This is a genomic window from Paracidovorax wautersii (assembly GCF_031453675.1).
GTDB lineage: Bacteria > Pseudomonadota > Gammaproteobacteria > Burkholderiales > Burkholderiaceae_C > Paracidovorax.
Window position 1 is genome coordinate 3,093,269 of the sequence record NZ_JAVIZX010000001.1, and the last position, 14,186, is coordinate 3,107,454.

At 67.4% G+C, this 14,186-nt stretch carries 10 protein-coding genes and 2 pseudogenes; 8 read left to right on the forward strand and 4 right to left on the reverse strand.

All coding sequences use genetic code 11. The annotated features are described in order from the left end of the window. Nucleotides 1-64: 64 nt before the first annotated feature. Nucleotides 65-809: pseudogene (locus tag QE399_RS13985) on the reverse strand (glycosyltransferase). Next, entirely contained in the window at nt 809-1,282 is a 474-nt protein-coding gene (locus tag QE399_RS13990) for a YhbY family RNA-binding protein (protein ID WP_309829440.1), read from the reverse strand. The pseudogene QE399_RS13985 and the gene QE399_RS13990 overlap by 1 nt, the downstream one beginning before the upstream one ends. A gap of 78 nt (nt 1,283-1,360) precedes the next feature. Between QE399_RS13990 and QE399_RS13995 the strand changes: the two genes are divergently transcribed. The 5 genes from QE399_RS13995 to QE399_RS14015 all read left to right on the forward strand — a co-directional run bounded on the left by QE399_RS13995 (nt 1,361) and on the right by QE399_RS14015 (nt 6,996). Beyond that, nucleotides 1,361-2,038 carry an RlmE family RNA methyltransferase gene (locus QE399_RS13995; RefSeq protein WP_309829442.1) on the forward strand — a complete coding sequence of 226 codons (678 nt, stop codon included), beginning with the start codon at nt 1,361-1,363 and terminating at the stop codon, nt 2,036-2,038. 171 nt (nt 2,039-2,209) lie between these two features. Next, on the forward strand, nt 2,210-4,129 hold the full coding sequence (gene ftsH / locus QE399_RS14000; protein ID WP_309829444.1) for an ATP-dependent zinc metalloprotease FtsH: 1,920 nt from the start codon (nt 2,210-2,212) through the stop codon (nt 4,127-4,129). A 142-nt stretch (nt 4,130-4,271) separates the two neighbouring features. After that, entirely contained in the window at nt 4,272-5,096 is an 825-nt protein-coding gene (gene folP / locus QE399_RS14005) for a dihydropteroate synthase (RefSeq protein WP_309832113.1), read from the forward strand. Nucleotides 5,097-5,152: 56 nt separating this feature from the next. Further along, a complete protein-coding gene (glmM, locus tag QE399_RS14010) occupies nt 5,153-6,487 on the forward strand; it encodes a phosphoglucosamine mutase (protein WP_309829446.1) in 1,335 nt (444 codons plus the stop codon). 5 nt (nt 6,488-6,492) lie between these two features. Then, nucleotides 6,493-6,996, forward strand: coding sequence for a GNAT family N-acetyltransferase (locus tag QE399_RS14015; protein WP_405043684.1), 504 nt, complete (start codon nt 6,493-6,495; stop codon nt 6,994-6,996). Nucleotides 6,997-7,198: 202 nt separating this feature from the next. Here QE399_RS14015 and QE399_RS14020 read toward each other — a convergent pair. Further along, nucleotides 7,199-9,439, reverse strand: a pseudogene (locus QE399_RS14020) (sensor domain-containing protein). 309 nt (nt 9,440-9,748) lie between these two features. Between QE399_RS14020 and QE399_RS14025 the strand changes: the two are divergent. The 3 genes from QE399_RS14025 (at nt 9,749) to QE399_RS14035 (ending at nt 13,427) form a co-directional block, all read left to right on the forward strand. Beyond that, entirely contained in the window at nt 9,749-10,585 is an 837-nt protein-coding gene (locus tag QE399_RS14025) for a GNAT family N-acetyltransferase (RefSeq protein WP_309829450.1), read from the forward strand. A gap of 167 nt (nt 10,586-10,752) precedes the next feature. Continuing rightward, entirely contained in the window at nt 10,753-12,966 is a 2,214-nt protein-coding gene (ppk1, locus tag QE399_RS14030; RefSeq protein WP_309829452.1) for a polyphosphate kinase 1, read from the forward strand. Further along, nucleotides 12,963-13,427, forward strand: coding sequence for a SixA phosphatase family protein (locus QE399_RS14035; protein ID WP_309829454.1), 465 nt, complete (start codon nt 12,963-12,965; stop codon nt 13,425-13,427). Before ppk1 ends, QE399_RS14035 begins: the two co-directional genes overlap by 4 nt. A 103-nt stretch (nt 13,428-13,530) precedes the next feature. Here the strand turns inward: QE399_RS14035 and QE399_RS14040 are convergent, their stop codons facing one another. After that, the gene (locus tag QE399_RS14040; protein WP_309829455.1) at nt 13,531-14,154 is read right to left on the reverse strand and encodes a hypothetical protein; all 624 of its coding nucleotides are present in this window, start codon (nt 14,152-14,154) and stop codon (nt 13,531-13,533) included. Between the last annotated feature and the right edge of the window lie 32 nt (nt 14,155-14,186).

The window sequence follows — 14,186 nt, forward strand, 5'->3', positions numbered from 1 at the left end:
CGCGCGTCTCAATGCGCGACGCACATCAAAAAAGCCCCGGCATGCCGGGGCTTTTTTCTTTCCATTACTCGTGCCAGTGGTCGGCCACCCAGGTGGCCGGTTCGATGTGGCGGAAGCGCCGGTTGCGGCGTCCGGCCAGGGCATCGGGCGGATTGCACTCGCCGTGGAAGATCACGACGCGAGCGCCTGGCGGCACCACGGGCGGCTTCCAGTAGTTGGTGGGCCAGGGCGGAATGCTGTGGTACTTGAAGCTCGGGCACCAATCGTCCGGCCAGTAGCCCAGCTTGCCCTGGCGGTGCAGAAAGTCCGAGAGGTAGGCCTGCTCGTTGCGGAAGCGGCCGCGGATCTCTTCGAAGTGCGTACGGAAATATTCCAGGACGTCTGGATGGGCGCCCAGCTCGAAGCGGTAGACCGATGAGTTGCCGGTGATGCGCCACGGCCGCTTGTAGTCGTGGATGATGAGGAACTCGCCCGGCCGGGTGAAGAAGTCGTCCAGGCTGCCGGTCACCACCACGTCCACGTCCAGGAACAGGGCCGTGCCGCGCAGCCCGTGCAGATCCGCGCTGAAGGTGGCCAGCTTGGTCCAGCCGCGTTCCGGAATGCCTGCGGGCAGGTCCAGGGGCGGAATGGGGAGGCAGCTCACTTCCTGGCGGATGCCTGTGGCGTCATCGGTCAGGCAGACGAAATGGAAATCGCCGCTCAGATGGCGGGCGCACCATGGCGTACAGCCGGTTGACGTATTCCGGGCCGTACTTCGTGCCCCACTTCATGCAGATCACATGGCGCGCGGGCGCGCTGGCGGTCGCCATCAGTCGGCCTGGCGCTTCTTGACGGACTTCTGCTTGGGCTTGGCGCGCTTGATCTGGCCGCCGGCGGTAAGCCGCTGGTTGCCCAGCACGCGCAGCTGCTTGACCTCGGGCCGCTGGCCGCCGCGCTTGCTGAATTTCAGGATCTTCACATCGCGCGGGCCGGGCATGCGGTCCTCATCCACGGCCTTGACCTTGGCCGGCTGGGGGCGCCACAGCACAAGCAGCTTGCCGATGTGCTGGATGGGGGCCGCGTTGAGCTGGTCTGCGAGCTGCTGGTACATCTGCTCGCGCGCGGCGCGGTCGTCGCCGAACACCCGCACCTTGATGAGGCCGTGCGCGTTGAGGGCGGCATCGATCTCCTTCTGCACGGCAGGGGTGAGACCGTCGCCGCCAATCAGGACGACGGGGTCCAGGTGGTGGGCATTGGCGCGGTGTTCCCGGCGCTCTGCGGGAGTCAATTGAATTTGGGGCATGGGCCGTATTATCTCAAGTGCCGGGGCCTGCCCGCTGGCGTGCCGTGGCGGCCTAAACACTGGGACAATCGGGCCCACATGAAAAGCAGCACTCAAAGCACCGCCCCCAAGGAAAAGAAGGGCAAGAAGGTCAACAAGGCGTGGCTGCACGAACACGTCAACGATCCGTACGTGAAGCAGGCGCAGAAGGATGGCTTCCGGGCCCGGGCGGCCTACAAGCTCAAGGAGATCGACGAGCAGCTCGGCCTGATCCGGCCCGGCCACATCGTGGTCGACCTGGGGTCCGCCCCGGGCGCGTGGAGCCAGTACGTGCGGCGCCGGCTGTCGCCCGACGGGGCGGCGGCGGGTGCACTCAACGGCACCATCATTTCACTGGACATCCTGCCGATGGAGCCCATAGAAGGCGTGGTATTCATCCAGGGAGACTTCCGAGAAGACAGCGTGCTCGCCCAGCTGCAGGAGACGGTGCAGGGCCGTCCGGTCGATGTGGTGGTCTCCGACATGGCTCCCAACCTGTCGGGCATCGCCTCGGCGGACGCCGCCCGCATCGCCCATTTGATCGAACTGGCCGTAGACTTTGCCCGCAACCACCTCAAGCCCGAAGGCGCTCTGGTGGTCAAGCTCTTCCATGGCAGCGGCTACGCGGAACTGGTGCAACTGTTCAAAGACACCTTCCGAGTGGTCAAGACCGTCAAGCCCAAAGCCTCGCGCGACAAATCAGCCGAGACCTTTCTGGTGGGCCTGGGGCTGAAATAAAGCCGTCATTTCCTGTCAGCCGGCGCCGCGTTCCTGCCGTTGACCATGGCCCTTGCTGGGGTAAATGGCAGCGTCGGCAGGGTTGAAACGCCTAAAATGTGCCTCAACTGCGGCAGAACGTCTCCATGACGCGTTCGTGGCCGTTGTCTCTTTCTGTTTCTGGAGTTCCGCTTGAACAATCAGTGGTTTTCAAAAATCGCCGTGTGGCTGGTCATCGCCATGGTGCTGTTTACGGTGTTCAAACAATTTGACACCCGAGCAGGCGCTGGCGCTGGCGCCGTGGGCTATTCGGAATTCTTGGAAGAAGTGCGCAGCAACCGCATCAAGAGCGCGACCATCCAGGAAGGGCAGGGCGGCACCGAGATCGTCGCGGTCACCAACGATGACCGCAAAATCCGCACGACCGCTACCTACCTGGACCGCGGCCTGGTGGGCGACCTGATCAACAACAACGTCAAGTTCGACGTCAAGCCGCGTGAAGAAGGCTCGCTGCTGATGACGCTGCTCGTCAGCTGGGGCCCGATGCTTCTGCTCATCGGGGTGTGGGTGTACTTCATGCGCCAGATGCAGGGTGGCGGCAAGGGCGGCGCCTTCAGCTTCGGCAAGAGCAAGGCGCGCCTGCTCGACGAGAACAGCAACAACGTCACCTTCGCGGATGTCGCAGGCTGTGACGAAGCCAAGGAAGAGGTCAAGGAAGTCGTGGACTTCCTGAAGGACCCGCAGAAATTCCAGAAGCTGGGTGGCCGCATCCCGCGTGGTCTGCTGCTGGTCGGCCCTCCGGGTACCGGTAAGACGCTTCTGGCGAAGTCCATCGCCGGCGAAGCCAAGGTGCCGTTCTTCAGCATCTCCGGCTCCGACTTCGTGGAAATGTTCGTTGGCGTGGGCGCATCCCGCGTCCGCGACATGTTCGAGAACGCCAAGAAGAACGCTCCCTGCATCATCTTCATCGATGAAATCGACGCCGTGGGCCGCCAGCGTGGCGCTGGCCTGGGCGGTGGCAACGACGAGCGCGAGCAGACCCTCAACCAGATGCTGGTGGAGATGGACGGCTTCGAGACCAATCTCGGCGTGATCGTGGTGGCTGCCACCAATCGGCCCGACATCCTGGACGCGGCCCTGCTGCGCCCCGGCCGTTTCGACCGCCAGGTCTACGTGACGCTGCCCGACATCCGTGGCCGCGAACAGATCCTGACGGTGCACATGCGCAAGATCCCGGTGGGCCAGGACGTGAACCCCAGCGTCATCGCCCGCGGCACGCCCGGCATGTCCGGTGCTGACCTGGCCAACCTGTGCAACGAGGCTGCCCTGATGGCTGCGCGCCGCAATGCGCGCACGGTCGAAATGCAGGACTTCGAGAAGGCCAAGGACAAGATCATCATGGGCCCCGAGCGCAAGAGCATGGTCATGCCCGAGGAAGAGCGCCGCAACACCGCGTACCACGAAGCCGGCCACGCCCTCATCGGCAAGCTGCTGCCCAAGTGCGATCCGGTGCACAAGGTCACCATCATCCCGCGTGGCCGTGCGCTGGGCGTGACGATGAGCCTGCCTGAGAAGGACCGGTACAGCTACGACCGCGAGTACATGCTGAACCAGATCAGCATGCTGTTCGGTGGCCGTATCGCCGAGGAAGTGTTCATGAACCAGATGACCACGGGTGCGTCGAACGACTTCGAGCGTGCGACCAACCTGGCGCGCGACATGGTAATGAAGTACGGCATGAGCGAGGCCCTGGGCCCCATGGTTTACGCCGAGAACGAAGGCGAAGTGTTCCTGGGCCGCTCGGTCACCAAGACCACCAACATGAGCGAGCAGACGATGCAGAAGGTGGACGACGAAGTGCGCCGCATCATCGACGAGCAGTACTCGCTGGCTCGCCGCCTTATCGAGGAAAACCAGGACAAGATGCACGCCATGGCGAAGGCCATGCTGGACTGGGAAACCATCGATGCCGAGCAACTGGACGACATCATGGCCGGCAAGCCGCCCCGTCCGCCCAAGGACTGGACGCCGCGCACACCTTCGTCGGGTGGTGACAATTCGGGCGGCGGCACGCCGGCGGTCGCGACGGATCCGGCCCCCACGGCCGCCTGAGGCGGTTTGATCCGCCACAAAAACGGAGCCCTGCGGCTCCGTTTTTTCATTGGGGCCGACGGCGCGGGCTTCTCCACGAAGGGGCCGGATGCCCATGGCCCTTGCTCCCATCCTTTTGTTTATCCGTTCACGCGCTGAAACCATGTTGTGGCAGACCTCCCGTTTCCAGATCGATCTCAGCCGCCCTGTGGTCATGGGCATCGTCAACGCCACGCCGGACTCGTTTTCCGATGGCGGAAGGCACGCCGATCCGGCAGCGGCGTTGGCGCACTGCGAGCGCCTGGTCGCCGAGGGGGCGGGGATTCTGGATATCGGCGGCGAGTCCACCCGCCCCGGTAGCCCGGCGGTCGGTCTGGAAGAGGAATTGGCGCGTGTCCTGCCGGTCGTGAAAGAAGCCGTCCGGCTCGGCGTTCCAGTGTCCGTGGATACCTATAAACCTGAGGTGATGCAGGCGGCGCTGGATGCCGGGGCGGACATCATCAACGACGTGTGGGCGCTGCGGCAGCCGGGCGCAGCCGACGTGGTGGCCGCCCATGCGCGCTGCGGGATCTGCCTGATGCACATGCACCGCGATCCACAGACCATGCAGACTGCGCCCATGGAGGGCGATGTGGTCGCTGAAGTGCTCACGTTCCTGAGGCGCGAGGCTGCGGGCCTGGAGGCGCGCGGCGTGCGTGCGGACCGGATCGTGCTGGATGCGGGCATCGGCTTCGGCAAGACGGTGGAGCAGAACTTCGCGCTGCTCGCACGCCAGGACGAACTGATGGCAGCGGGCGACCACGCTTGGCTGGCCGGATGGTCCCGCAAGTCGTCACTGGGTGCCGTGACCGGCCTGCCGGTGGATCAGCGCCTCGGCGCGAGCGTGGCAGCCGCCGTGCTGGCCGTTGAGCGCGGCGCGCGCATCGTGCGTGTGCACGACGTGCGGGACACCGTGGCGGCGCTGCAGGTCTGGGGCGCCGCGCAGTAGGCCCGTCCCGAGGCACAATCACCCTCAACATAACGATAGAGAGAGGACATAACGACATGGCACGCAAGTACTTTGGCACCGACGGAATCCGCGGCACCGTCGGGCAACCGCCCATCACCCCGGACTTCGTCCTGCGCTTGGCCCATGCCGTCGGTCGCGTGCTGCGCGAGAAGGAGCCCCGCCCCACGGTGCTGATCGGCAAAGACACGCGGATCTCGGGCTACATGCTCGAGAGTGCCCTGGAATCCGGGTTCAACTCCGCCGGCGTCGACGTCGTGCTGCTCGGCCCGCTGCCCACGCCTGGCGTGGCCTACCTGACGCGGGCGCAGCGGGCCAGCCTCGGCGTGGTCATCAGTGCCAGCCACAACGCCTATCCCGACAACGGGATCAAGTTCTTCAGTGCCAACGGCACCAAGCTGTCCGACGAATGGGAGCTGGCGGTCGAGGCCGCGCTCGACCAGCCGCCCGTGTGGGCGGACTCGGCCTCGCTGGGCAAGACGCGGCGCCTGGACGATGCTGCGGGCCGCTACATCGAGTTCTGCAAGAGCACCTTCGGCCAGGACCTGTCTCTGCGCGGCCTGCGCATCGTGGTGGATGCCGCGCACGGGGCGGCGTACCACATCGCGCCCAAGGTATTCCATGAACTGGGGGCCGAGGTGCTGGCCATCGGGTGCTCGCCCGACGGGCTCAACATCAACCACGAGGTGGGCGCCACGCACCCCGACGCGCTGGTGCGCGCCGTACGCGCCAACCATGCGCACTACGGTGTGGCACTGGACGGCGATGCGGACCGCCTGCAGATGGTGGATGCGGCCGGCCGCCTCTACAACGGCGACGAACTGCTGTATCTGCTGGCGGCCGACCGTCTGGCCCGGGGCGACATCGTCCCCGGCGTCGTGGGCACGCTCATGACCAACATGGCGGTGGAGCTGGCTCTGCAGGAGCGTGGCGTGCAGTTCGTGCGGGCCAAGGTGGGCGACCGCTATGTGCTGGAAGAACTGGCGCGCCATGGCTGGCTGCTGGGCGGCGAGGGTTCCGGCCACCTGCTGGCATTGGACCGCCACACCACCGGCGACGGCCTCATCAGCGCGCTGCAGGTGCTGCAGGCCTGCGTGCGCAGTGGCCGCACGCTGCCCGCCATGCTGGAGCCGATCCGCCTGTTTCCGCAGGTGCTGCTCAATGTGCGCCTGGCGCCGGGGCAGGACTGGAAGACCAACGCCGCGCTGGCGCAGGCCACGCAGGCCGTGGAGGCTGAACTGGCAGGCAGCGGCCGGGTCCTCATCCGTGCGAGCGGGACGGAGCCGCTGCTGCGCGTGATGGTGGAGGCGCGGGATGCCGACCAGGCCAACCGCTGCGCACAGCGCCTGGCCGACGCGGCAAAGGCAGGATGAGCGCCATGGTGGAAATACGTGTTGTCGACTACGCGAATCCGCGCGAGGCGCAGGCCCTGGCGGATCTGCTGGATGCCTACGCCCGCGACCCGGCAGGCGGTGGCGAGCCGCTGTCTCCAGACGTCAAGGCCGGCTTGGCGCAGGCCCTGGCGGGGCGTCAGGGCGCGTTCAGCGTGATCGCCTGGGTGCCGGCCGCGGAGGACGGCGGCGAGGCGCAGGCCGTAGGCCTCGTCAACTGCCTGGAAGGATTCTCGACCTTCGCCTGCCGTACGCTGATCAATGTGCACGATGTGGCGGTGCTGCCGGCATGGCGGGGCCGCCGCATCACGCAGCAGATGTTCGCGGCCGTGGAGCGCATCGCGCGTGAACGCGGTGCCTGCAAGCTCACGCTGGAGGTGCTGCAGGGCAATGCGCCGGCGGTGCGGGCTTACGAACGCGAGGGTTTCGCCGGCTACACCCTGGACCCGGCGATGGGGCAGGCCCAGCTGATGCAGAAATGGCTGGACTGATGGTACCCGCGCTGCAGGGCGATGTGCGAGTACGGATGTCGGAAAGCCGACCCGCCCGCTGCCTGACGCAGGCTATCTCTTCTTTTGCTATTAATTGAATAGCTGAAAGCCCAGGCGGGGAAAGCGTTTCTGCCTTTTTTGGTGTCTATGGACCGACCGCGTGCGCCAGCGATGCGCCAGCGGGCCGACGGGGCATATCACATCAGCGCAGTGCCTCCGGCGCACTGCTTCGCCGCAGCAGGAGCTCGATCTGGTCGGCCGATTGCGGCGGGCTGAAGTGGTAGCCCTGGGCTTCGCCGCAGCCTTGCTCGCGCAGGAACTGCAGCTGCGCTGCGGTCTCCACGCCTTCTGCGGTGGTCTGCAGCCCCAGCGCCTGGGCCATGCGGATGATGGCGCTGACGATGGCGCGGTCGTTGCTGTCGTGTTCCAGGTCCCGCACGAAGGACTGGTCGATCTTCAGCTTGTACAGGTGGAAGTGCTTGAGCTGGCTCAGTGACGAGTAGCCCGTGCCGAAGTCGTCCATCGACAGATGCACGCCCAGCGCCCGCAGCTGCTGCATGGTGGACATCGCCGCCCGCGGATCGGCCACGGCCACCCCTTCGGTAAGCTCCAGTTCCAGCGCGTCGGGCGGCAGCTGGGCCTCGGCCAGCAGGCGGTTGACCAGTTCCGGCAGCTGCGGCTGGTGGAACTGGATGGCCGACAGGTTCACAGCCACCTTCACATGCTGCAGGCCTTGCGCGCGCCAGGCCTGCAGCTGTGCCAGCGCCGTGCGCAGCACCCATTCGCCGATCTGCAGGATCTGCCCGCTGTCCTCGGCGATGGGAATGAATTCGGCCGGGGAGATGGTGCCCAGCTCGGGATGGTTCCAGCGCAGCAGGGCTTCCACGCTGCGAACGGCGCCCGTGGCGATCGTGACCTGCGGCTGGTAGTGCAGGTACAGCTGGTTGCGCTCCAGCGCGCGGCGCAGCGCATTTTCGAGCTGCAGCGCGCGCACGGACTGGGCTTGCATCTCGGGCGTGAAGAAGCGGAACGTATTGCGGCCATCGCGCTTTGCGCGGTACATGGCCGTGTCGGCCGACTGGGTCAGCGTTTCGAAGTCGACGCCATCCTGCGGAAAGAGCGCGATGCCCATCGAGGGCGCCATCGTCAGCTCGTGGTGGCCTATCTGGTGGGCACCCGCGCGGCTTCCTGCAGCTTGCCTGCCACGCGCGCAGCGCCGTGGGCGTTGGCTCCGGGCAGCAGCAGCACGAATTCGTCCCCACCCAGGCGCGACACGGTGTCACGCTCGCGCACGATGGCGCGCAGCCGCTGGGCGATCTGCACCAGCAGCTCATCGCCCACCCGGTGGCCCAGGGAGTCGTTCACATGCTTGAAGTGGTCCAGGTCGACGAACATCACGGCCAGCGGTGTATCGCTCTCCTGCGCCAGGCGGATGGCCTGCTGGCTGCGCTCGGCCAGCAGGCTGCGGTTGGGCAGGCCCGTCAGTGCGTCGTAGTGGGCCAGCCAGTAGATGCGTTCCTGGTCGTGCTTGCGGTCGTTGATCTCGCGGTGCAGGCTGTCCACGGTTTCCCGCAACTCGCGCGTGCGGTCGCGCACCTGCTGCTCAAGCTCCCCATGCACTTTCGCCAGCAGTGCCTGGGCGTGGCGCTGCGCGCTCACGTCCATGGCGATCCAGATCGATCCACCGTGGGCATTGGCCGCATCGATGGCCTTGCTGCGGATCTCGCAGACGATGGGTTGGCCCTGCTTGTTGCGCAGCGTGAGCTCGCCCTCGAAGACGCGGCCCTGCGCCAGCGGCGCATAGCAGCGGCGGCCGGCTTCCTCCCAGTCAGCATCGGTCATGTACCACTGCCGTGCGGGCATGCCGACCAGCTCGCCCGGCCCATAGCCCAGCATCTGCTCGAAGTGCCGGTTGCACCGGGTGAGGTGGCGCTCCTTCATGAACACGATGCCCACCATGGCGTGATCGAAGAGCACCTGCTTCTCATGCAGGGCGCGGTTGAGCTGGGCCTGGGCGTGCTTCTGCTCCTCGATGTCGTCGACGATCCAGATGGAGCCTTCGGAAGTGTCGGCCGGGTTGATCAGGCGGCCGGTGAGGTGCCCCCAGAACAGGCGCCCGTTGCAGCGCCGCATCTGCCGTTCTTCCCGGTACGTCTGTCCCTGTGACAGCACGGGGAACGCCGCCCGGCCCAGCGCACGGTAGTCCTCGCGGTCCGGGGTAGAGGCTGGCGCTGCTGCGGCCGACCGCATCCTCGGGGGAGCGGTAGCCGAAGATCTCCGCATAGCGCTGGTTGCAGCGCACCACCACCCGGTGGCGGATGAAGACGATGCCGACGCCTGCGCTGTCGAGCAGCGTCTGCTGTTCCCGCAGGATGCGCTCCAGGGTGTTCCCGGAGGATGTCTCGGGCTGCGGCAGCTCGAGCACACCGTTCAAAGGTGACATGGGTGGGGGTAGGGCAGGCCCGGGGCGAGGAATGCGGAGTGGGCCTATGTGTACCAAATTGTAGCAGTGGGTGTGGCTTGGCGCTGGTGGCGCCGCAGGTATCCAAGGCCATTCCCCTCATCGGGAGGGACCGATGGCCGAGAGGGCCCGGGCACGCAGCGAATGGCGCGTCATCGTCCGGTCATGGCACGGACATGGGCCGGTCATGGTGCACGCGCACAGTCACTGCAGCGGGAGCACCGCAAGCCGCCACATCCGGTGGCACGTTGCGGCCCGCGTAGTCCGCAGTCCTTTGCAAGGAGAGCCTGAATGAACGATCTGCCCAGCCCGACCATGCCGTTGAGCCCATCCCATCTGCCCAGGGGGTCACTTCACCGCCCTGGCAGCGCGGGTGGTGTGGAAGTCTCTGCGCAGGCGCGCGGCGGGGTGGACGTCGCGTGGGCGCGGCACCAGGACGAAATCCGCGAGGCACAGCGACTGAGGTACTCGGTCTTTGCCGCCGAGATGGGCGCCCGGCTGAACACGCCGGTGGCCGGCCACGACGTGGACCTGTTCGATGACTATTGTGAGCATCTGCTGGTCCGCGACTCAGACACCCGACAGGTCATTGGCACCTACCGGGTCCTGACGCCGGCCCAGGCCCGCCGCGTGGGCAGCACCTACAGCGACACCGAGTTCGATCTCACCCGCCTGCGCAGCCTGCGCGAGCGCATGGTGGAACTGGGCCGCAGCTGCGTTCACCCGGACCACCGCCATGGTGGCGTGATCCTGGCCCTGTGGGGCGCCCTGGCCGACTTCATGGTCCGCAACCAGTTGGACACCATGATCGGCTGCGCCAGCATCCCCATGCTGCACAACGGCATGGTCAGCGGCGATGCGGCGGCCAGCATCTGGCAGCAGCTGCGCCAGACCCATCTGGCACCGATCGACTACCACGTCCGTCCGCGGCTGCCGCTGCCCGTGGAGCAGCTCGACGGCTCCCTGCCCATCGAGCCGCCCGCCCTCATCAAGGGCTATCTGCGCCTGGGCGCCAAAGTGCTGGGCGCGCCGGCGTGGGACCCGGACTTCAATACCGCCGACCTGCCCATGCTGATGCGCCTGCACGATCTGCCGCTGCGCTACCGCAAGCACTTTCTGGGCAATTGAACGCGCCACGCGCCATCTGAAAGCAAAACGCTGTCCCGCGCGTGGTGGGCGAACCGTCCGGGCCGGCTTCACCTCCTGTGACGGAAACAAGTCGGTGTCATCAAGGTGTCATGTTGGGTGTCAATACTGAAACCGTCTCCGCTACCGCTACCGCTCCTGCGCCTCCCATGCCCGCGTTTTCCGCTGCCGAACCGGTCCCGCCGCTCCTGCTCGCCACCGACCCGCCGGAGCAGGGCCGTGGCCTGCTACATGCAGCCGCAGTAGCCCCGACCGTGCCCTTCCTGGACCGGGACCACAGCATCCTGGCGTTCAACGAGCGCGTGTTCGACTGGGCGGCGCGCACCGATGTGCCGCTGCTGGAGCGGCTGCGCTATCTGTGCATCGTCTCGTCCAACCTGGACGAGTTCTTCGAGGTGCGGGCCGCCGCGCACCTGACGGCTGCTCAGAGCGGTGATACCAAGGGCGTCTACAGCGTGGCCTCGTTCGAGGCGCTGGCCGCCAAGGCGCACGCGCTGGTGGCGCGGCAGTACGCGCTCTACAACGAATCGCTGGTGCCGGCCTTCGCGCAGCACGGCATCCGCATCGTCTCGCACGGCGAGCGCAACGGCGCGCAGCGCCGCTGGGTGCGCGACTACTTCCTGCGCGAGGTGCGCCCGCTGCTCATCCCGGTGGGGCTCGATCCGGCGCACCCGTTTCCGCAGGTGGCCAACAAGTCGCTCAACTTCATCGTGCGCCTGCGGGGCGACGGCGCCTTCGGCCGCGAGAACGAGATCGCCATCGTGAAGGTGCCGCGCATCCTGCCGCGCGTGTTGCGGCTGCCGGCGCAGGTGGCGCCCACGGGGGCGCAGTTCGTCAGCCTGTCGAGCATCGTGCGCGCCCACCTGGCCGACCTGTTCCCGGGGCGCGAGGTGTCCGAGTTCTCGCAGTTCCGCGTCACGCGCCATTCCGATCTGGCCGTGGACGAGGAAGACGTGCGCAACCTGCGCACCGCCCTGCGCCAGGGCCTGCAGCACCGCCATTACGGCCAGGCCGTGCGGCTGGAGGTGTCGGCGGGGTGCTCGCGCTTCCTGTCGGATTTTCTGCAGTCGCAGTTCGGCCTGCCGGCCGCCGCGCTGTACCGTGTGCATGGCCCCGTCAACCTGGTGCGGCTGTCGCAGCTGGTCGACCTGGTCAACGACCCGGCGCTGATGTTCCCGCCCCACCGGCCGGCCTGGCCGCTGCAGATGCCTGCCGGCGGTGGATCGATCCTGGCGCAGATGCGCCACCGCGACGTGCTGATCCACCAGCCGTTCGAGAGCTTCGACGGCGTGCTGGCTTTCCTGCGCGAGGCGGTGAACGACCCGCAGGTGCTGGTCATCAAGCAGACCATCTACCGCACCGGTTCCGACTCCGAGATGATGGAACTGCTGCGCGAGGCCGTGCGCCGCGGCAAGGAAGTCATGGCCGTGGTGGAACTCAAGGCCCGCTTCGACGAAGAGGCCAACATCAACTGGGCCGAAGCGCTGGAGTCCATCGGCGCGCAGGTCGTCTACGGCGTGGTGGGGCTCAAGACCCACGCCAAGATGCTGCTGGTGACGCGGCGCGAAGGCCGCACGCTGCGCCGCTATGGCCACCTGTCCACCGGCAACTACAACCCGCGCACGGCGCGCCTGTACACCGACCTGAGCTACCTCACCGCGGACGAGCGCGTCATGGCCGACATGGACGCGGTCTTCGACCACCTGGCCAGCCAGAACCAGCTGCCGCGGCTCAAGCGCCTGATCCTGGCACCCTTCCAATTGCAGCAGGCCATGATCGAGCGCATCGACGCGGTGGGCCTGGCCGCCGAGCGCGGCGAGGACGCGCGCATCGTCGCCAAGATGAACGCGCTGACCGACGAGGCCCTGATGCATGCGCTGGTGCGCGCCGGGCAGCGTGGCGCCCGCATCGACCTCATCGTGCGCGGCGCCTGCATGCTCCGCGCGCAGGTGCCGGGCGTGACGGACAACATCCGCGTGCGCTCGGTGATCGGGCGCTTTCTGGAGCACACGCGGGTCTTCTACTTTCGCAGCGGCGCGGCCGAAGACCTGTACCTGTCGAGCGCCGACTGGATGAACCGCAACATGCTGCGCCGCGTGGAGCTGGCCTGGCCGGTCACCGATCCCAAGCTGCGCCAGCGCATCATCGACGAATGCCTGGTCGCCTACCTGCACGACGATCGCGACGCCTGGACGTTGCAGCCCGATGGCCGCTACCAGCGCGCGCCGCGGCCCCTGGACGGCCTGGGCGCGCAGCAGGCGCTGTCGGCACGGTATGCGCCGGCGCCTCCATCGGGTTCTGCGCCTGCGGGCCGCAGCGGTCACCCCGTTGCCGGAGGCGCACACCAGGGCGGGCCGGCATGATGGACCTCATTTTGTGGCGCCACGCCGAAGCCGAAGACCCTGCCGACGGGGCCGAGGACCTGGAGCGCGCCCTGACCGGGCGGGGCGAGAAGCAGGCGGCGCGCATGGCCGCCTGGCTGGACCGGCAACTGCCCGACGGCCTGCGCGTGCTGGCCAGCCCGGCACGCCGCACCGAGCAGACCGCCCAGGCCCTGGGCCGCAAGTACAAGCTGCGCGCCGAGCTGCTGCCCGGCGGCACGCCGGCCGATCTGCTGGAACTGGCGCAGTGGCCCAAGGCGCGCGGCGCGGTCTTGGTGGTGGGCCACCAGCCCCTGCTCGGGCAGACCGTGGCCCAGCTGATGGGCCTGCAGGCGCCGGACTGCGCTATCCGCAAGGGGGCCGTGTGGTGGCTGCGCCAGCGCCAGCGGCAGGACGTCAGCGAGACCGTGCTGCTGACGGTGCAGTCGCCGGAACTGCTCTAGCCACTATCAAAACCAGAGCGCCTGGCGCTTGATGGGCAAGCGATCCAATGCTATAGGGCTTGGAAATCATTGCTCAGCAAGCGCAGGCAGCTCTCTTTTTTGATTACTTGCGCGGCGCCTTCGCGGACTTGGCGGCCTTGGCGGGCTGCGCCGCCTTGGCCGTCTTGGCGGCGGCAGCCGGTGCCGCGCTGGCGACGTCCGCCTTCGGGCGCCCCGTCTTGATGGACGGTACGGCTTGCAGCGCCTTCGCCAGGGCGCCATCGTCCAGGCTGGCCAGCAGCTTCAGGCCGGCGCGCAGCAGCTCGCTCTTCTTGGCCGTCTGGCCGATCTGGCCGGTGCGCTGCTTGAGCACCTCGATGGCTGCGTACTCGTCCTTCGGAATCGTGAAGCTGTCACGCACCAGCTTCGGCTTCTTGGCCTTGGCTTCCTTGGGGGCGGGCGCTGCAGCGGGGGCGGCGGCTTTGGCAGGCTTCGCAGCGGCGGCAACACCGGCCGGGGCGGGCTTGGCCGGGGTGGCTGCCTTGGCGGACACAGGCGATTTGCCCGATGCCTTGGCCGGTGCTTTGGTGGGCGCGGTGCGGACGGCAGGCTTTGAGGTTACGGCAGCGGCCGTCTTGGCCGGGGCCGCCGGAGCGGGCGCGGCGGCCGGGGCGGGTGCCGCAGCAGCCAACGGGGCGGTGGCGGGAGCGGCGGAGGAGGGCGTGGGCGAGTTGCGGGTAGCGGACATGGCGTGGTTGGAAGTAAACGGTATAAACAGTT

Coding starts and splice junctions, on each gene's coding strand:
- QE399_RS14015 (WP_405043684.1), top strand. CDS start 6,493: ATGGTGGAAATACGTGTTGTCGACTACGCGAATCCGCGCGAGGCGCAG.
- QE399_RS14040 (WP_309829455.1), bottom strand. CDS start 14,154: ATGTCCGCTACCCGCAACTCGCCCACGCCCTCCTCCGCCGCTCCCGCC.
- glmM (WP_309829446.1), top strand. CDS start 5,153: ATGGCACGCAAGTACTTTGGCACCGACGGAATCCGCGGCACCGTCGGG.
- QE399_RS13995 (WP_309829442.1), top strand. CDS start 1,361: ATGAAAAGCAGCACTCAAAGCACCGCCCCCAAGGAAAAGAAGGGCAAG.
- ppk1 (WP_309829452.1), top strand. CDS start 10,753: ATGCCCGCGTTTTCCGCTGCCGAACCGGTCCCGCCGCTCCTGCTCGCC.
- folP (WP_309832113.1), top strand. CDS start 4,272: ATGTTGTGGCAGACCTCCCGTTTCCAGATCGATCTCAGCCGCCCTGTG.
- QE399_RS14025 (WP_309829450.1), top strand. CDS start 9,749: ATGAACGATCTGCCCAGCCCGACCATGCCGTTGAGCCCATCCCATCTG.
- QE399_RS14035 (WP_309829454.1), top strand. CDS start 12,963: ATGATGGACCTCATTTTGTGGCGCCACGCCGAAGCCGAAGACCCTGCC.
- QE399_RS13990 (WP_309829440.1), bottom strand. CDS start 1,282: ATGCCCCAAATTCAATTGACTCCCGCAGAGCGCCGGGAACACCGCGCC.